This is a genomic window from Halobacillus locisalis, assembly GCF_013694105.1.
Classification (GTDB): domain Bacteria; phylum Bacillota; class Bacilli; order Bacillales; family Halobacillaceae; genus Halobacillus; species Halobacillus locisalis.
Genome location: NZ_JACEFG010000001.1, coordinates 242,454 through 259,247 on the forward strand (window position 1 = coordinate 242,454; position 16,794 = coordinate 259,247).

The window sequence follows — 16,794 nt, forward strand, 5'->3', positions numbered from 1 at the left end:
CAAGCTGATAGGCGAATGCCTATAATCAGGGTGGTACCGCGGATTCAACTCCCGTCCCTGCCAATGTGCAGAGACGGGAGTTTTTCGTTTGTATAGAAAGAAACAGCATTCCTAAAAGCGGCTTGTAACATCGTACAAGATTCCCGCTTTTGAGATAAAGACCTAGGGAGGTATAGAACAATGAAATCATTAACGTCTGCAGATGTGCGACAAATGTTTTTAGACTTTTTTAAACAAAAAGGACACGGAGTAGAGCCAAGTGCCTCTCTCGTTCCTCATGAAGATCCCACTTTATTATGGATCAACAGTGGTGTAGCTACGCTTAAGAAATACTTCGATGGACGAGTGACACCCGAGAATCCAAGAATCGTCAATGCTCAAAAATCGATTCGTACCAATGATATTGAGAACGTAGGATTTACAGCCCGTCACCATACGTTTTTCGAAATGCTCGGAAACTTCTCGATTGGTGATTACTTCAAAGAAGAAGCGATGCACTGGGCATGGGAGTTTCTTACGAGTGATCAGTGGATCGGTTTCGATCCCGAAAAGTTAGCGGTCACCGTCCATCCTGAAGACGACGAAGCGTACTCGATTTGGCGAGATAAAGTCGGGCTGGATGAAGAACGTGTCATTCGTATTGAAGAAAACTTCTGGGATATCGGTGAAGGGCCGAGTGGTCCGAACACAGAAATATTCTATGATCGTGGAGAAGCGTTTGGGAATGACCCAGAAGACCCTGAGCTGTATCCTGGTGGAGAAAACGAACGCTACTTAGAAATTTGGAACTTGGTATTTTCTCAATTCAATCACAATCCGGACGATACTTACACACCATTACCGAAGAAGAACATTGATACGGGGATGGGGTTAGAACGAATCGTTTGTGTCATTCAAGAGACGCAAACGAACTTTGAGACAGATCTCTTCTTACCGATCATTGAAGCGACAGAGGAAATCTCCGGTCGTAAATACGGCGTGAGTGTCGAGGAAGACTCAGCGTTTAAGGTGATTGCCGACCATATGAGAACGGTCACCTTCGCGGTCAGTGATGGAGCCCTTCCATCCAACGAAGGACGTGGCTATGTTCTTCGTCGTCTTCTTCGTCGCGCTGTGCGTTTCGCTAAACAGATCGGTATTGATGAGCCGTTCATGCACAAACTAGTACCAGAAGTGTCCAAAATCATGGTCGACTTTTATCCGGAAGTGAAGGAAAAAGAAGCGTTCATTCAGACCGTGATCAAAACCGAAGAGGAGCGTTTCCACGAAACGCTGAACGATGGTCTGGCGATTCTTTCTTCTATCATGAAGCAAGAAACGGAAAAAGGAAGCAACGTTTTCCCGGGTACAGAAGTGTTCCGATTATATGACACCTACGGATTTCCTAAAGAACTGACAGAAGAATATATTGCTGATGCCGGCTTTACGATTGATGAAGAGGGCTTCCGTCTTGAAATGGAAAAGCAGAGAGAACGTGCGCGTAATGCGAGACAAAAGACCGACTCCATGCAAATTCAAGAAGGCGTGCTTGGAGATGTACATGTAGAAAGTACCTTCATCGGGTATGATCAATTGCAAACCGATGCTGAGATTGTTGAACTCATTAAAGGAAAAGACTTTAGTAATGAAGCTGATGAAGGCGACACGGTTTATTTATTCCTGAACCAAACCCCATTCTATGCTGAGAGTGGAGGACAAATGGCTGACAAAGGATTCATAACGTCTTCTAGTGCAAACCTTGAAGTGACAAATGTACAAAAGGCTCCGAACGGGCAACATATGCATGAAGCGGTTGTTCGAAGCGGTTCAGTCCAAAAAGGCGATCAAGTGAAAGCGGAAGTGGATGCTGGATCACGCTCCTTTATCGTAAAAAATCACACGGCGACTCACTTGTTGCATCAAGCGTTAAAAGATGTTCTAGGCGACCATGTCAATCAAGCCGGTTCCCTTGTCGCTCCTGACCGTTTGCGTTTCGACTTCTCTCACTTCGGTTCTGTATCGAATGAAGAGATGGAACGAATCGAGTCCATCGTCAATGAAAAAGTATGGCAGTCGATACCTGTTTCCATCGAATACAATTCGATCGAAGAAGCGAAGTCTAAAGGGGCGACGGCTCTCTTTGGTGAGAAATACGGAGATACAGTTCGGGTTGTGCAAGTTGGCGATTACAGTCTAGAACTTTGCGGTGGTTGCCACGTTCATAATACGGCGGAAATCGGCTTGTTCAAGATCGTTTCAGAGTCAGGGATCGGTGCAGGAACGAGACGAATCGAAGCGGTTACCGCTAAAGACGCCTACCTTTACATGAATCAAAAAGAAGCCTTGTTGAAGCAAGCTGGAGAACTTCTTAAAACAAAGCCTGCTCAAGTACCAGAACGTATTGAAGTGCTTCACAAAGAAATGAAGGACTTACAAAAAGAAAATGACTCGTTGAGCGCCAAATTATCAAATATGGAAGCTTCTAATATTCTAGATGAATTTGAAGAAATCAACGGAGTTCATGTTTTAGCTAAACAAGTAGACGTCAAAGATGCGAACGCATTAAGAACGATGATTGATGACTTAAAACAAAAGGTAGAGTCCGGCATCATCTTACTTGCTGCACCGAATGGAAATAAAGTTCAGTTAATTGCAGGAGTATCCAAAGACTTAGTAGAAAAAGGATATCATGCAGGTCATTTAATTAAAGAAGCGGCCAGCCGCTGCGGAGGCGGAGGCGGTGGACGTCCGGATATGGCTCAAGCAGGTGGTAAAGATGCTTCTAAAATTCCGGAAGCTCTTGAATTCGCCAAAGAGTATGTCCGTCAAGACGCATAGTTTTCCCTATGGGTAAAACAGGTATATAATGAAGTAAAGACTAATAAGTGCGAGGTGACTGTAATGAGTTCGATGGATAGAACAATGAGATTCAATTTCTCAGAGGAGCCGTTCGACCAAGATGTTCGCTCTGTATTATTGTCTGTACACAACGCCCTGCAAGAGAAAGGGTACAACCCTATCAACCAGATTGTCGGGTATTTACTTTCAGGAGATCCTGCATATATCCCGAGGCATCAAGATGCTAGGAATTTAATTCGTAAGATTGAACGAGACGAATTAATTGAGGAATTAGTCAAATTTTATTTAGAAAAGAATAAAGAGGGCATTGAATGAAAAAAATAGGATTAGATGTGGGCGAAAAAACCATTGGCGTCGCGATTTCTGACGCCTTTGGTTGGACTGCCCAAGGATTAACAACGATTCAGTGGGATGAAAAGGATTATTCTACCGCTAGACAAGAGCTTCTAAAAATCATTGAGGATCATATGGTGACCGAAGCGGTCGTTGGGTTTCCGAAGAATATGAATGGAACAATCGGTCCAAGAGGAGAAGCAAGCCAAGCTTTTGCCTATTGGCTCGAGAAGAACTTTAAAATAACCGCTCATTTGTGGGATGAGCGGTTAACAACCATGGCAGCAGAACGTGTACTCATTGATGCTGACGTAAGTCGTAAGAAACGGAAGAAAGTCATTGATAAGATGGCTGCCGTTATGATTTTGCAAAGTTTTTTAGATTCAAAACAATAAAGGAGGCCACTTAATTATGGCACTAGAAAAAGAAGAGCGTATTATCATACCTGATGAAAACGGGGAAGAGCATTTATTTGAAGTTCTATTCACATTTGATGTAGACCAGACAAAGCAATCCTATATTGCGGTTGTTCCTGCAGATCAAAAAGAAGGCGACGAGGTTGAAGTTTTCGCTTTCCGTTATGAGGAAAAAGGGAATGAAGAAGACGACTTGGCTCTATTCCAAATCGAGTCAGAGGAAGAATGGGAAATGGTCGAAGAAATGCTGAACACGCTGACAGACGAAGATTTAGCGTAATGATACAAGAGCCCGCGGATGAATCCGTGGGTTTTTTTATGTGTTTTGTTCATTTAAGATTTAGTGGTTTCCGTTGCATCGGGTAGCGTATGAAGGTCCGGGAAATGACTTGCTTTCCGTGGGCATGTGGTGAGCTTCCTCAGGCTCCGCCTTGCGGGATCTCTCCAATCATGTACATCCCATAGGAGTCTCGCCATTTCCCGGACCTTCTTGCTTTCATGAGAAGAACGGAAACAACAGCCGAACTGATTCACGTCACATAATAAGCATAGGTGCTAAACTCTTGATACCTAGCGCATAGTTCTATAGTGATGATTCACCTACCACGTTGAGGGTTCGTTCCTCTCTGTGTCCAAAGGGGTGGTTTTGAAACAGCGAGACTCCCGCGGGAGAAGGACCTAGGCGAGACCCCACAGGGAGTGTCAACGACCGAGGAGGCTTGGCGGTTCCCCCGCAGGAAAGCGAGTTGTTTCAAAACCAGCCCCTGCTCTTAATCTGGTGACGAACCCAGTACAACTCGAAATCAAGTCTTCAACAATCCTACACGATTGTTGAGGAAAGGAATTCTTTGCTAATATAAACGGGAATTTCCTATATATTTGTAGAAATTTAATGGCAGATGTAGAAAGATTCTAGCATTATATAGTATAATGTACCGGATGGAAGGGGGAAGTCCGTTGTCAGAATCAAACTTCAAAGATAAATATAAAGAACGCTTCAAAAAACGCACAGAAGAGGCGAGTACAGTGAGGAAAATTGTTTCAACAATCTTAATCACGCTTATCGTTGTCATCGCTGTAGGTGGCTTCTCAGGTTACATGTACGTCAAAGGGGCATTAGAACCAGTGGATCCCGACGATAACAGCCAGCAAAATGTTGAAATCCCATTAGGGTCTTCTACTTCACAAATTGCTTCTATACTTGAAGAGAATGAGATTATTAAGAATGACTTGATTTTCCGCTTCTACACGAAGTTCAATAACGAAACAGGCTTTCAGGCTGGAGACTATCAATTTACTCAATCGATGAAATTGAATGAGATTATTGAAACGTTGAAAACCGGACGATTAGTGAAAGAGCCTGTCTTCAATGTGACCGTGCCAGAAGGTCAGTCAATTGAGCAGATTGCTGAAATCTATGCTGAGAAATTGGACTTTACGAAAGAAGAGTTCATGGAAAAAGTGAATGACAAGACGTATATCAAAGAGTTGATGAGTCAACACTCTGCATTACTGACAGACGCCATATTGCAAGAGGATATTCGTTACCCGCTTGAAGGGTACTTATTTGCAGCCACCTATCCATTTTATGTGGATGACCCGAGTATTGAACAAGTGGTATCGAAAATGATACAGAAGACTGAGTCCGTTGTACTACCATACACAGATGCATTCGAAGCGAATGATTTGACGATTCATGAAGGGATCACAATGGCTTCATTAGTGGAGAACGAAGCACGTACAGCTGAAAACCGTAAGAAAATCGCAGGTGTCTTTTACAATCGTATTGGTGAAAAGATGCCATTACAAACAGACCCTACCGTACTTTACGCTCTTGGGGAGCACAAAGATCGCGTTCTATATGAAGACTTAGAAGTTGAGTCCCCATATAACACGTATCACGTAAACGGTCTGCCAATCGGTCCGATTTCTAACTTCAATGCAAACTCTGTTGCTGCAGCAGCAGAACCAGCAGAGAATTCATTCTACTATTTCCTTGCTGATAGTGAAGGAAACATTTACTATGCGGAGACACTAGAGAAACACAATGAATTAAAAGCGAAGTATATAACGGGCAGTTAATCACGTTGAAGGAATGTTCGCATTCCTTCTTTTTTTATGCGTTTTCCTGAAATCACCGATGGCGTTCAGTAGGACCGTATGTTAAAATAATAGGGTTGTAAAATGCGATCGACTATCGTAAGAAGGGGTGTTCTTTCCATGGAGCAAGAAGATTACTTACAATCATTACTGCCGAAAGCTACAAAGCAGGTAGAGCGATTAGAAGAATACGCCAAGGAACAAGGTGTGCCGATCATGGAGCCCTTAGGTATTCATTTCTTAATGCAGATCATTCGTATGCAAAACCCTGATAGAATCCTTGAAATCGGGACAGCCATAGGGTATTCCGCATTACGAATGATTGAAGCTTCGCCTACAAGTGAAATTGTAACGATAGAACGAGATAGAGAGCGTTACGACGAAGCCTTGAAAAACGTAGCCGAAGCGGATGCTGATCATCGTATTCATATTTTGTACGGCGATGCACTGGAAATGAAAGAAGAGGTAGTGAAAAAAGCTCCATTCGACCTTTTGTTTATCGATGCGGCCAAAGGAAAATATGAGGAATTCTTTCATTTATATGAACCTCTGCTGTCTGAGGGAGGGGTCATTATTTCTGACAATGTCCTGTTTAAAGGGTATGTTGCAGATGATACGGAAGCAAGTAAACGTATGGCGAAAATCGCAAAAAAGATTAGGCAATTCAACGAGTGGTTAACGAGTCACCCTGATTATCACACGACCATTATTCCAATTGGGGATGGAGTAGCCATCACAAAGAAGAAATAAAGAGCCCTGAAGGGTCACATAGATTGAGTGGATGAAAGGAGAATCTAGAACTATGAAGGATAAACCTGTTGTAATCGGAGTTGCTGGAGGAACGGGGTCAGGTAAAACAAGTGTTACACGTTCCATCATCCAACGATTCGCTGATAAATCAATCCTTATGATTGAACAAGATTATTATTATAAAGACCAAACGCATCTTCCTTTCGAAGAAAGGTTGCAAACGAATTATGATCATCCATTGGCTTTCGATAACGACTTATTGATTGACCACTTGAAACAATTGATCAACCAAGATGCGGTTGAAAAGCCTGTTTATGATTATAAGATGCATACCCGTTCTGATGAGACGATTCATGTCGAACCGAAAGAGGTCATCATCGTAGAAGGGATTCTTGTCTTAGAGGATGAGCGATTGCGCGATCTTATGGATATCAAAGTATTTGTTGATACCGATGCTGACGTGCGCATCATCAGACGTATGATGAGAGACATCAATGAACGCGGTCGTACATTAGATTCCGTCATTGAACAGTACATTAATGTCGTACGTCCGATGCACTTGCAATTCGTTGAACCCACTAAGCGTTATTCGGATATCATTATTCCTGAGGGTGGACAGAATCACGTAGCGATTGATCTAATGGCTACAAAAATCCAAACCGTCCTTCATGAGAAAGGGCAAACGCAAAGCAAAGAAAATAGTTGAAATGCTACCAAAAATCTGGCATAGTACACAATAGTAGTTCTAAACAAGTATGTCCTCGGATAAAGTATAGTTAATTAGAATGAGCGTACGGACGTACTGCTCATTTCCTATATTAGGGGAACATCCTATTGATGTATTAAAGGAGTGTATCTAGACCATGGCAGAAGAAAAAAGTTATTACATGACAGAAGAAGGTAAACAAAAGCTCGAAGAAGAGTTGCATCATCTGAAAACAGAGCGACGTAAAGAGGTTGTCGAACGTATTAAAATTGCACGAGGCTTCGGGGACCTTTCTGAGAACTCAGAGTATGATGCTGCTAAAGATGAACAAGCCTTTGTTGAAGCACGCATTACTCAAGTTGAAAACATGATTCGCAATGCAGTTATTATCGAGAATGATAATGCAAATCCGGATACAGTTACACTTGGTAAATCTGTCACATTCCAAGAACTTCCTGATGGTGATGAAGAAACCTACACGATTGTAGGTAGTGCAGAAGCAGATCCTTTCGAGGGTAAAATCTCAAATGACTCTCCAATGGCTCAAAGCCTGATCGGTCACAGTGTCGGTGATAAAGTGACGGTAGCGACACCAGGTGGAGACATCAATGTGAAAATCGTTACAGTTGAATAGTGATGTAAGGGAAAGGGCAGAGGTCAATCTTCTGTCCTTTTTATTTTTGGTACATCTGATTGCCCAGGAAATAAGGGGTGAGCCCGCTAATTTGGGTATTGGTGTTCTTGGTGTGATATTGTATAATAAACATCGAGTTTAAAGGAGGAGAACATCCATGACGAATTCATTCCATTCACGGTCTAACCGTTATGAGAAAAAGCGGAAAGGAACGAAAATGATGACCTGGCTTATGGGTGCTGCCGGTTTGTTGGTCATCACCTTTGTAGCCCTCTTTATTTTTGGTGGAAATGAAACAGATGGGACAGCTAAGCAGCCGGAACCATCGGAGTCCGTCAGTGTTGAGGACGAGGAAGAAAAAGAGAACACAAATGGGGATAACGATGATTCTCAGGTAGACGAGAATGCACCAGAAAAATCCTCAGATCAACAGGATTCTGAAGTCTCAAGTGAGGAAGGCGAAGAGCCGAAAGAAGAATTAACTGTTATTGAAAATAGTGACGATGAAAATGTTAAAAGGATCATAAAGAAAAATTGGAAACCGCTCCAAACTGAACAGACGATTGAAGGGGAACATCGAATCACCTACGATACAGAAAGTCAGGATTGGGTTGAAATGGAGCAGGTGGTACGCGATGTTACAGGTTTAACAAAGGACAATATGATTACCCAATATATAGGCAATGGTGGAACACCGAATAAAGCCATTGCTACCGTCTACAACAAAAATAATAAAGATGAAGTGTATCGGGTCTACCTAGAGTGGATTGAAGGTACAGGCTTTCAGGCACAACAAATGGATGAGTTGAATCAAGTGCCACAATAACGAACAAAATCGAGAGGGGAAGTCCGTCATGACAATAGGCATCATTGGAGCTATGGACGAAGAAGTTGAATTACTTAAACAAAATATGACAGATACGAAAGAACAGGAGGTTGCGGGTAGTCTCTTTATTGAAGGCCGATTGCACGACAAAGACGTTGTATTGCTTAAATCGGGAATTGGGAAGGTCAATGCAGCGATGTCCACGACCATTCTTCATGAGCGCTTCCGGATTGATAAGGTGATCAACACAGGCTCAGCAGGAGGCTTTGCCAAGGATTTAGAAGTTGGGGACATTGTTGTTTCAAGTCTAGTCACTCATCACGATGTAGATGTCACAGCTTTCCAATATGATTATGGACAAGTACCGGGCATGCCAGCGATGTATGCAGCTGATGAAGCCTTGATGACAAGCGCTATGGAAGCTATTAAAGAGACCGATGCCAAGGCCGCACGTGGTATCATTGCAACAGGGGATTCTTTCATGCAAGAAGAAGAGCGAGTCGACTTCGTTCGAGGTAAGTTTCCTGAAATGATCGCGGCAGAAATGGAAGCCGCTGCGATTGCTCAAGTTTGTTATAAGTATGGGACACCATTTGTGGTCCTCAGAGCTTTATCGGATATTGCAGGTAAAGAATCATCGATATCATTTGATCAATTCTTACCGAAAGCAGCCGAGAATGCCGCTATCATGATTATGAACATGGTAAAAGAAATGGAGTAAAACATTACCACCTCCGTAGCGAATCTATTATGTTACAATAATATTCGTAGCAGGAGGTGAGTCATCCATGAATTCTAACGAGTGGATGAAGAATAAAATCTCAGACTATAAACGATTCATTGCCACGTTACTGATTTTATCTATTTATCTATATATAGGAACGTTGATCAGTCTTTATGAGTATAAGACTGATCTTCATCTCTATCTTTACCCTGTACTCGCACTCACTTTATTGACGGCATTCGTATTGTCGATCAAGCTGAAGCGCTGGAATCAGTCATTGAGAGAAGATCAATAACGAAACGAGAGCCACTCCTTTTTTATGGGGTGGCTTTTTATGCTTTTTTCCCTTGCTTACTCTGTTTATAAAACTCATGAAATATTTTCATGAGTGCTCTTTTTTCAATTCTGGACACATAACTTCTGGATATCCCTAGTTCTTTAGCGATTTCTCTTTGCGTTTTTTCTTCTGTTTGATTTAATCCATAGCGAAAGATGATCACTTCTTTTTCCCTCTCATCCAGAACGGTGATGAAGTCTTTAATTTTTTCAAGTTCCATATGAAGTTGAATTTCCTCAACAATATCCTGAACATCTGCTTGAAGAATATCGAGTAAATTCAGTTCATTCCCTTCTTTATCATGACCAATAGGGTCTTGGAGGGAGACGTCCTTGTTTGTCTTCTTTGTTGACCTGAGGTGCATGAGTATTTCATTTTCGATACATCGAGCTGCATACGTTGCGAGCTTCGTACCTTTGCCTGTGGAATAACTCTCGATTCCCTTGATCAAGCCAATCGTCCCGATAGAAATTAAATCCTCAAAGTCCTCTTTCGTGTTCTCGAACTTCTTTACGATGTGTGCGACTAGGCGTAAATTATGTTCGATTAGAGTGTTACGGGCTTCGTGACTACCCTCAGCCATAAGCTTCAACTGCTTTGCCTCTTCTTCTGAAGAAAGAGGGTTTGGGAACGCTTGATTTTTAACGTAAGACATAAAAAATAACGATTCTCTGAAAAAGTAAAGAATAGATGCGATCAAGCTACTCATAGGACGCGCACCTCCTCGTAGATTAGGCCACTGCCTATCACATACATATGTAGGTAAATCCTAAGCTGTGCTTGACCACAACGAAATAGACTTGTACGAATTACGAAAACAAAGGATGTGCTCCTAGTCAGTGATTTTTTGCGACTCCCGCAAATCGAATAGAACGTGTAGACAGAGAACGACAGAAGAGGGGGTAGTGAGCTTTTTGATTCACAAATACCTCATATATTGAAAAAGGAGTGAATCGTTGTCAGGCGAGGCTTTAAATGCGAAATAAAGGCACATACATGGAATGTATGTGCCTTTAAGGTTAACCGTTTGATTTATTTTGTTTTTTTTCAGCTTCTAAAGCTTTCGCATAATCATCTTTCACGCTTTCTTTCCATAACGGAACACCACTACGGTATGCAGCCCGGGCAATCACATGACCGGAAACGGGAGCAGTCAGCAGGACAAACACAATCCCGAGTAAGAGTTTTCCACTGACGATGTCGTGTTCAATGAATAGAAATAAGAAAGCTCCAATCATAATGCCGGCTACTCCGAGCGTTGAAGCTTTTGTTGCTGCGTGAAGACGTGTGTAAACGTCAGGGAAGCGTAAGATCCCGATGGAACCAGATACGATGAAAAAGGTACCGACTAACAAAGAGATGCAGATGGCTATATCAAATAGTAAGTTAATCCATGTCCCGCTCAATGATAACACCCTTTTCTAAGAATTTCGCCAAGGCTACCGTTCCGATGAAAAGCAAAATACCAATGAGCAAAATCACGTCATTGAACTTTGTAGTAACAAGCAGGATGGCGATCAAGCCTGCTAGGGCCATAAGGTTGATACCGATAATATCAAGCGCTACAGCTCGGTCGGGGTTCGTTGGCCCCTTGATTGCTCTGTAAAGGAGAATAATGACAGAAGCGGCTACTCCTGTGATACAAATCAAGGTCGTGTATTCTATGAGCGATTGAGTGACATCTAATATTTGCTCCATTACCTAGTCACCTCCATGATCGCTTTTTCAAATGTTTCCTTAATATCAGTTATGGATTTCTCTACGTCCGGAATATCCATCGCATGAATGTAAATCTTAGTATGATCATCACTGACGGCCATAGAAAGTGTTCCAGGCGTCAGCGTAATCAAATTGGCAAGTAGAGTTATTTCAAAATTGCTTCTAAGATCAATAGGGAGTGTGAAAATCCCAGGTTCAATGTCTAGCTTGGGTTTATAAACGAGTTTGACAATATCAAGGTTGGAGAGTACGAGCTCTCGGACAAATAATAAGATCAATTTAATGAACTTCCAAACACGTTTCATATAGAAGGAATCCGGGATAAATCGTTGTAGGACGAACAATAATCCGATTCCTAGCAAATACCCGACGACGAATGTCGAAAATTCATAGCTTTCACTAAGGAACATCCACATGATGGCAATGATAATATTGATTACAATTTGTAATGGCATCTGCTTCTACTCCTTTAACACAGAATCGATATAGATTTGTGGATCCATTAAATATTCAGCGATGCTTTGGATAGTCGGATAGAACCATTCAGCTCCTACACCAAGTAAGACGGAGAAGGAAAGCAAAATGGCGACAGGCCAAGCCATTTTCGCCGCTTTTCGTTTCCTTTCAGGATAGGGGTTTTCTGTTTTCTCTCCCCAGAACCCTCGGATGAAGATCCGAATCATGGAGAACAAGATCAGTAAACTTGAAATTAAAGCTACAATCACAATCATCAACTCATCTTGGGCAAGGCCGCCTCTTAACAGTAATAGTTTCCCTATGAATCCACTAAAGGGAGGTATTCCTGCTAGTACAAGTGAAGCCATGAAGAACATCCAGCCGAGAACAGGATGATGGTGGATCAAACCACCCATTTTACGTAAATCCGATGTCCCAGCTACATACACAAGGGCTCCCACTAAAAGGAAGAGCGCTCCTTTGATGATCATGTCGTGAACCAAGTAGTAAATGGTTCCACTGATTGAGACTTCGCTGAAAATCCCGATTCCCATAAGCATGAATCCAACAGCTGGAATGATGTTATAGGCTATGATCAGTTTGACGTTATGCGTTGACAGAGCTCCGATGACCCCAAATAACATCGTCAGAGCAGCTAAATAGATAAACAGTGTATGCGTCAATTGTACATCCTGATTGAACATAAGTGTAAAAGTGCGGAGTATGGAATAGATCCCGACTTTCGTCAATAATGCCCCGAACAATGCGCTCACAACTGGATTAGGTGAAATATACGGTCTTGGTAACCAGTAGTAGAGCGGGAATACAGCTGCCTTCGTTGCAAACACGAAGAAGAATAATATACCAATTGTCGTTAATATTCCTTGCTGCTCAACTTCCTGCACACGGACTGCGATTTGAGCCATGTTCACGGTTCCGACGACGGAATACAAGAAAGCGATTGTCGTAACAAACAGCATGGATGAAAATAAGTTGATCAATACATACTTAATCGATTCCCGAAGTTGCACTTTCCCGTTTCCTAAAACGATGAGGCCGTAAGAAGCCATCAGCAGGACTTCAAAGAATACGAACAGGTTGAATAAGTCCCCAGTTAAAAAAGCTCCGCTCACACCAGCGACCAAAAGGAAGAAGAAGCTATAGAAATAGTACTCTTCCTGATGTTTGGATAGCGATTGAGGGGCGAAGAAAACACAGGCAACAGCAATGATATTTGTCGTTAAAACAAGTGTCATCGATAATAGATCCCCGACAAGAATAATGCCGTAAGGGGCAGCCCAACCCCCTGTCTCTAAAATGATGGATCCATTTTGTTGAACCTGAAGAAAAACCCAGGCAACAGCAATCAAGTTCACAACTGAAATCACTTGTGAAAGGATTCGGACTATTTTTGTTTTCTTATGAATGAAAGCCACTACAATTCCTGCTAGTAGCGGCAAGATGATAGGTAGTGCAGCTAAATTACTCATAATCATTCCCTCTCAATTGCTCCATATTATCTGTTCCGTTGACCTGGGATGCTCTGTAAGCGAGCACTAACAATAAGCTTGTTACACCGAAACTGATAACGATGGATGTTAAGATCAACGCTTGTGGGAGAGGATCGGTGTAATTTTCTACTCCTTCAGTCAATATCGGTGGTTTTCCAGTCTTCAATTCTCCCATTGTAAGAATGAATAGGTGGGCACCATGTGAAATGAGCCCTGTCCCTATGATAATTCTTAGAAGTTGCTTTTGAAGGAGGTTATAAATTCCCGTAGTAAACAAAATACCAGCCAGTATGGCCATAATGAATTCCATGTTTACTTCTCCTCCTTTTTACCAGGTAATCTGATCAATCCATAGATCGCCATGGCGGCTATACCAAGTACGACGATTTCAAATAGCGTATCTAGCCCACGGAAATCGACGAGGATAACGTTGACCATGTTATCTCCTCCACCCAACTTGTAGGTGTTATCGATAAAGTAACTGGAGATGGACTCGAACCATTTGCTACTGTGAGCGGAAATCGCAATCATCGTCATCATAGCGCCGAATCCGACAGAGATGATTAAGTTTAACATGCGTGTACTAGCGGCTTCTTCTTTTTTACGTAGTTTCGGCAAGTGATAAAACACGAGTAAGAAGAGAGCTACCGTCACGGTTTCAATGATTAACTGGGTCAGAGCCAGGTCAGGTGCACGGTATAAAACGAACAGCATCGATAATCCGTAACCGACAACACCTAGTATTAAGATGGCTGTAATTCGGTTATTCGTCAAAATCGTACCTACGGCAGCAATCACCATTGTGATCGCGACGAATATCTCCGGTAACGAAACGTCAGCTAGATTGCTTGTATCAACAGTAAATCCTCCGGTAATGGCCATGAAGGCGAACGTTACAATCAAAATGGCTGCTAACACGAGGCGGACATAACGGCCTAATGAGCCATTCATATACCCTTTTGTCACGGTTGAAGAATATGTCTCTAAGCGGTCGACTAAGCCATCATAAAACTTGTTCATGCTCAAAACACCAGGAATGATTCGGTACACAGGTGCCCATTGCTTTCTTGATAGGTATAAAACTGTCCCGAATACAAGAACGGTGATCGACATGATCAGTGGTGGATATAAGAACCCATGCCAGAAATAAATCTCCTTCTGAACTTCTAACCCTTTGACTGCGCTTGCTGCGTGCGCGATAAATGGCTCATTGATCCATTTAGGGAACAATCCGATCAGAATCACACCAAGGATTAGGATGATCGGGGAAATGAGCATCCCGATTGGTGCTTCATGTGGTTTCTTCGGTAATTCTTCTAAATGAGACTTCCCGCGGAAGGTACCGAAGAAGAAGTACACTGAATACACAAACGTGAATATACTCCCGAAGACGGCAAGATACGGAAGCAACATTTTTATAAAACCGACGACTCCTACATTTGCAATTTCATCTAAATGTAGGGAGGCATCAAAGAAAAGCTCCTTACTATAGAAACCGTTAAGGAATGGTAAGGGAACTCCCGCCATAGAAAACGTTCCAAATAGGGCAAGTGTTGCCGTGATTGGGAGGTAGGTCATCAGACCACCTAATTTTCGAATGTCCCTTGTACCAGCTTCATGGTCGACAATTCCAGCAACCATAAATAAGCTACCTTTGAATGTTGCGTGGTTGAGAATATGGAATACTGCTGCGAATACGGCCACTTTTGTACCAAATCCTAGCATGGACATGATCATTCCGAGTTGACTGATTGTCGAGAAGGCTAAGATCCCCTTCAAGTCTGTTTGTCTCACGGCCATGTAAGAGCCCCAGCATAGCGTAATAATCCCTACACTTGATACGATAATGAAGAACCAGTCGCTTGAAGACAGCATAGGTGAATAACGGGCAACTAGGTAGATTCCCGCCTTAACCATGGTAGCGGAGTGTAAGTATGCACTGACTGGAGTTGGAGCTTCCATAGCATCAGGTAACCAAATATGAAATGGGAATTGAGCCGATTTCGTAAAGGCACCTAGCAACAATAGAGCGAGAATCAAAGGAAAATACTCGCTGTTTAAAATCAGCTGTTGCTGACTGATCATTTCTTGGATACTCGTCGTATTCGTGAGAACTGTCATGAATACGAGAGCACCGAGAAGGCTCAGCCCACCGAATACGGTGATGAGCATAGACTTCAATGCTCCATATCTGGACTCTTTTTTATAGTTCCAAAAACCAATTAACAAGAAAGATGATAAAGATGTGAATTCCCAAAAACTATAGAGTACGAACACGTTGTCAGACAACACTACTCCGAGCATCGAGCCCATAAATAGTAAGAAATACACATAAAAATGTCCCAGTTGCTCCGATTTATGTAAATAAAAAATCGAATAAAAGGCAACTAGGGCTCCGATTCCGCTTATAAGCAACACAAATAAAAGACTAAGACCATCTAAATAAAATACCATGTTGATATCCAGCGAAGGGATCCATGAGTATTCTCTCATAACTGGTTCAAAGTTTGATCCTAAGAATCGAGCAAAATAAATGAAAATGAGTGCCGGTATAATCGTTACGAAATAACCGGGGTGAATCTTGTCTTTCCATTTACTTAGAAATGGAATAATAATAGCAATGATAAAAGGCAATAATACAGCCAATAACATTTTGATGGCTCCTCCCTTGACGTTAGTTTCAGCGTCATCTATGTGAATTGTTCGGGTAAACTTTCTGTTGATTCAATTGTAATCAAAAAAAGCATGATTATTCAACTGTGATCAACTGTAGTGTGTGCAGCAGCATGTTTATTTAGTATTCCCTATTAAATAAGAAGAGACACATGTAAATGGGGAGAAAAAAATAAATAAAAAAACTCGCTGCATTTTAGCTAGCGAGTTTCTTTATGTATACATGTTGTCAAATCTTGTTAGGGTGTCGATAGATCAACTAACTTGGGATGCTTGTTCCTTGATGAGGTGTTGAAGGGATCTTTCTCGTATCTCCAATTTGATTTGATCGATGAAATCTTGCGAAAGATTGAGTTCTATAGCTTTGTGGTAAGATTGTATTAGCAGGGAATCAGATAGTTGCTTCATACCTCTGTCACTCATGTGACAGCCACCTCCCGTGTCATTCAATGTTTCTAAAACCTGTTCATTTGCTTGTACGTTAACCTTACCATGACCTGTAAAACCCCACAATCTGGTAGTTATCTACAGGTAAGTGTAGATAACTATATGAATAATTTTCCAAAGTGACTGCATTGAACGTGTTCAACCATGTGGAAATTGTGTATAAAGTTATCCACAGGTAAGACGTGTCGGTAATTGTCGAACGATTTTTGTTCTTATTTATTCAAAATCACCAGTCAACTAGTCATCTGTTTTACTATATTCAATAGAACCCTTGATGTGCAGAGCCAATAGGGATGGCGGTTTTTAGTGATTTGTTGAAAGAGT

General features: G+C 42.0%; 19 protein-coding genes and 1 other annotated feature (1 of these 20 cut by a window edge). Of the genes, 11 read left to right on the forward strand and 8 right to left on the reverse strand.

Features of this window, described 5'->3' with window-relative positions:
- Positions 1-62 (forward strand) — a binding site (T-box leader); it begins 145 nt to the left of the window's first position.
- A gap of 118 nt (positions 63-180) precedes the next feature.
- The 11 genes from alaS to H0266_RS01220 all read left to right on the forward strand — a co-directional run bounded on the left by alaS (position 181) and on the right by H0266_RS01220 (position 9,622).
- The gene (alaS, locus tag H0266_RS01170; RefSeq protein ID WP_181470561.1) at positions 181-2,817 is read left to right on the forward strand and encodes an alanine--tRNA ligase; all 2,637 of its coding nucleotides are present in this window, start codon (positions 181-183) and stop codon (positions 2,815-2,817) included.
- A 63-nt stretch (positions 2,818-2,880) separates the two neighbouring features.
- A complete protein-coding gene (locus H0266_RS01175; RefSeq protein WP_181470562.1) occupies positions 2,881-3,153 on the forward strand; it encodes an IreB family regulatory phosphoprotein in 273 nt (90 codons plus the stop codon).
- The gene (gene ruvX / locus H0266_RS01180; RefSeq protein ID WP_181470563.1) at positions 3,150-3,566 is read left to right on the forward strand and encodes a Holliday junction resolvase RuvX; all 417 of its coding nucleotides are present in this window, start codon (positions 3,150-3,152) and stop codon (positions 3,564-3,566) included. The genes H0266_RS01175 and ruvX overlap by 4 nt, the downstream gene beginning before the upstream one ends.
- 16 nt (positions 3,567-3,582) lie before the next feature.
- On the forward strand, positions 3,583-3,867 hold the full coding sequence (locus H0266_RS01185; RefSeq protein ID WP_181470564.1) for a DUF1292 domain-containing protein: 285 nt from the start codon (positions 3,583-3,585) through the stop codon (positions 3,865-3,867).
- A 677-nt stretch (positions 3,868-4,544) separates the two neighbouring features.
- Positions 4,545-5,669 carry an endolytic transglycosylase MltG gene (gene mltG / locus H0266_RS01190; protein ID WP_246363579.1) on the forward strand — a complete coding sequence of 375 codons (1,125 nt, stop codon included), beginning with the start codon at positions 4,545-4,547 and terminating at the stop codon, positions 5,667-5,669.
- A gap of 138 nt (positions 5,670-5,807) precedes the next feature.
- Positions 5,808-6,437: an O-methyltransferase gene (locus H0266_RS01195; protein ID WP_181470565.1), complete on the forward strand. Its 630-nt coding sequence runs from the start codon at positions 5,808-5,810 to the stop codon at positions 6,435-6,437.
- 52 nt (positions 6,438-6,489) lie between these two features.
- On the forward strand, positions 6,490-7,143 hold the full coding sequence (gene udk, locus H0266_RS01200) for a uridine kinase (RefSeq protein WP_181470566.1): 654 nt from the start codon (positions 6,490-6,492) through the stop codon (positions 7,141-7,143).
- A gap of 157 nt (positions 7,144-7,300) precedes the next feature.
- Positions 7,301-7,777, forward strand: coding sequence for a transcription elongation factor GreA (gene greA, locus H0266_RS01205; RefSeq protein ID WP_181470567.1), 477 nt, complete (start codon positions 7,301-7,303; stop codon positions 7,775-7,777).
- A gap of 157 nt (positions 7,778-7,934) precedes the next feature.
- Entirely contained in the window at positions 7,935-8,603 is a 669-nt protein-coding gene (locus H0266_RS01210) for a YrrS family protein (protein WP_181470568.1), read from the forward strand.
- A 28-nt stretch (positions 8,604-8,631) separates the two neighbouring features.
- Positions 8,632-9,324, forward strand: a complete 693-nt coding sequence (gene mtnN, locus H0266_RS01215; RefSeq protein WP_181470569.1) for a 5'-methylthioadenosine/S-adenosylhomocysteine nucleosidase — start codon at positions 8,632-8,634, stop codon at positions 9,322-9,324.
- 67 nt (positions 9,325-9,391) lie between these two features.
- A complete protein-coding gene (locus H0266_RS01220) occupies positions 9,392-9,622 on the forward strand; it encodes a YrhC family protein (protein WP_181470570.1) in 231 nt (76 codons plus the stop codon).
- Between the two features lie 37 nt (positions 9,623-9,659).
- Here the strand turns inward: H0266_RS01220 and sigK are convergent, their stop codons facing one another.
- From sigK to sda, 8 genes are all read right to left on the reverse strand, one after another.
- The gene (gene sigK, locus H0266_RS01225) at positions 9,660-10,373 is read right to left on the reverse strand and encodes an RNA polymerase sporulation sigma factor SigK (RefSeq protein WP_181470571.1); all 714 of its coding nucleotides are present in this window, start codon (positions 10,371-10,373) and stop codon (positions 9,660-9,662) included.
- A gap of 310 nt (positions 10,374-10,683) precedes the next feature.
- The gene (gene mnhG / locus H0266_RS01230; RefSeq protein WP_181470572.1) at positions 10,684-11,070 is read right to left on the reverse strand and encodes a monovalent cation/H(+) antiporter subunit G; all 387 of its coding nucleotides are present in this window, start codon (positions 11,068-11,070) and stop codon (positions 10,684-10,686) included.
- Positions 11,051-11,362: a Na(+)/H(+) antiporter subunit F1 gene (locus H0266_RS01235; RefSeq protein WP_181470573.1), complete on the reverse strand. Its 312-nt coding sequence runs from the start codon at positions 11,360-11,362 to the stop codon at positions 11,051-11,053. The genes mnhG and H0266_RS01235 overlap by 20 nt, the downstream gene beginning before the upstream one ends.
- Positions 11,362-11,838, reverse strand: coding sequence for a Na+/H+ antiporter subunit E (locus tag H0266_RS01240; protein WP_181470574.1), 477 nt, complete (start codon positions 11,836-11,838; stop codon positions 11,362-11,364). The genes H0266_RS01235 and H0266_RS01240 overlap by 1 nt, the downstream gene beginning before the upstream one ends.
- A gap of 6 nt (positions 11,839-11,844) precedes the next feature.
- Complete coding sequence (locus H0266_RS01245; protein ID WP_181470575.1) at positions 11,845-13,329, reverse strand: Na+/H+ antiporter subunit D; 1,485 nt, start codon at positions 13,327-13,329, stop codon at positions 11,845-11,847.
- Positions 13,322-13,660, reverse strand: coding sequence for a Na(+)/H(+) antiporter subunit C (locus tag H0266_RS01250; protein ID WP_181470576.1), 339 nt, complete (start codon positions 13,658-13,660; stop codon positions 13,322-13,324). The genes H0266_RS01245 and H0266_RS01250 overlap by 8 nt, the downstream gene beginning before the upstream one ends.
- A 2-nt stretch (positions 13,661-13,662) precedes the next feature.
- Entirely contained in the window at positions 13,663-16,002 is a 2,340-nt protein-coding gene (locus H0266_RS01255; RefSeq protein ID WP_181470577.1) for a Na+/H+ antiporter subunit A, read from the reverse strand.
- A gap of 276 nt (positions 16,003-16,278) precedes the next feature.
- Positions 16,279-16,446: a sporulation histidine kinase inhibitor Sda gene (gene sda, locus H0266_RS01260; RefSeq protein ID WP_220127080.1), complete on the reverse strand. Its 168-nt coding sequence runs from the start codon at positions 16,444-16,446 to the stop codon at positions 16,279-16,281.
- Between the last annotated feature and the right edge of the window lie 348 nt (positions 16,447-16,794).

What these genes read in the sequence shown, in the direction of transcription:
- alaS (WP_181470561.1), top strand. Translation starts at nt 181, where the DNA reads ATGAAATCATTAACGTCTGCAGATGTGCGACAAATGTTTTTAGACTTT.
- H0266_RS01175 (WP_181470562.1), top strand. Translation starts at nt 2,881, where the DNA reads ATGAGTTCGATGGATAGAACAATGAGATTCAATTTCTCAGAGGAGCCG.
- ruvX (WP_181470563.1), top strand. Translation starts at nt 3,150, where the DNA reads ATGAAAAAAATAGGATTAGATGTGGGCGAAAAAACCATTGGCGTCGCG.
- H0266_RS01185 (WP_181470564.1), top strand. Translation starts at nt 3,583, where the DNA reads ATGGCACTAGAAAAAGAAGAGCGTATTATCATACCTGATGAAAACGGG.
- H0266_RS01195 (WP_181470565.1), top strand. Translation starts at nt 5,808, where the DNA reads ATGGAGCAAGAAGATTACTTACAATCATTACTGCCGAAAGCTACAAAG.
- udk (WP_181470566.1), top strand. Translation starts at nt 6,490, where the DNA reads ATGAAGGATAAACCTGTTGTAATCGGAGTTGCTGGAGGAACGGGGTCA.
- greA (WP_181470567.1), top strand. Translation starts at nt 7,301, where the DNA reads ATGGCAGAAGAAAAAAGTTATTACATGACAGAAGAAGGTAAACAAAAG.
- H0266_RS01210 (WP_181470568.1), top strand. Translation starts at nt 7,935, where the DNA reads ATGACGAATTCATTCCATTCACGGTCTAACCGTTATGAGAAAAAGCGG.
- mtnN (WP_181470569.1), top strand. Translation starts at nt 8,632, where the DNA reads ATGACAATAGGCATCATTGGAGCTATGGACGAAGAAGTTGAATTACTT.
- H0266_RS01220 (WP_181470570.1), top strand. Translation starts at nt 9,392, where the DNA reads ATGAATTCTAACGAGTGGATGAAGAATAAAATCTCAGACTATAAACGA.
- sigK (WP_181470571.1), bottom strand. Translation starts at nt 10,373, where the DNA reads ATGAGTAGCTTGATCGCATCTATTCTTTACTTTTTCAGAGAATCGTTA.
- H0266_RS01235 (WP_181470573.1), bottom strand. Translation starts at nt 11,362, where the DNA reads ATGGAGCAAATATTAGATGTCACTCAATCGCTCATAGAATACACGACC.
- H0266_RS01240 (WP_181470574.1), bottom strand. Translation starts at nt 11,838, where the DNA reads ATGCCATTACAAATTGTAATCAATATTATCATTGCCATCATGTGGATG.
- H0266_RS01245 (WP_181470575.1), bottom strand. Translation starts at nt 13,329, where the DNA reads ATGAGTAATTTAGCTGCACTACCTATCATCTTGCCGCTACTAGCAGGA.
- H0266_RS01250 (WP_181470576.1), bottom strand. Translation starts at nt 13,660, where the DNA reads ATGGAATTCATTATGGCCATACTGGCTGGTATTTTGTTTACTACGGGA.
- H0266_RS01255 (WP_181470577.1), bottom strand. Translation starts at nt 16,002, where the DNA reads ATGTTATTGGCTGTATTATTGCCTTTTATCATTGCTATTATTATTCCA.
- sda (WP_220127080.1), bottom strand. Translation starts at nt 16,446, where the DNA reads ATGAGTGACAGAGGTATGAAGCAACTATCTGATTCCCTGCTAATACAA.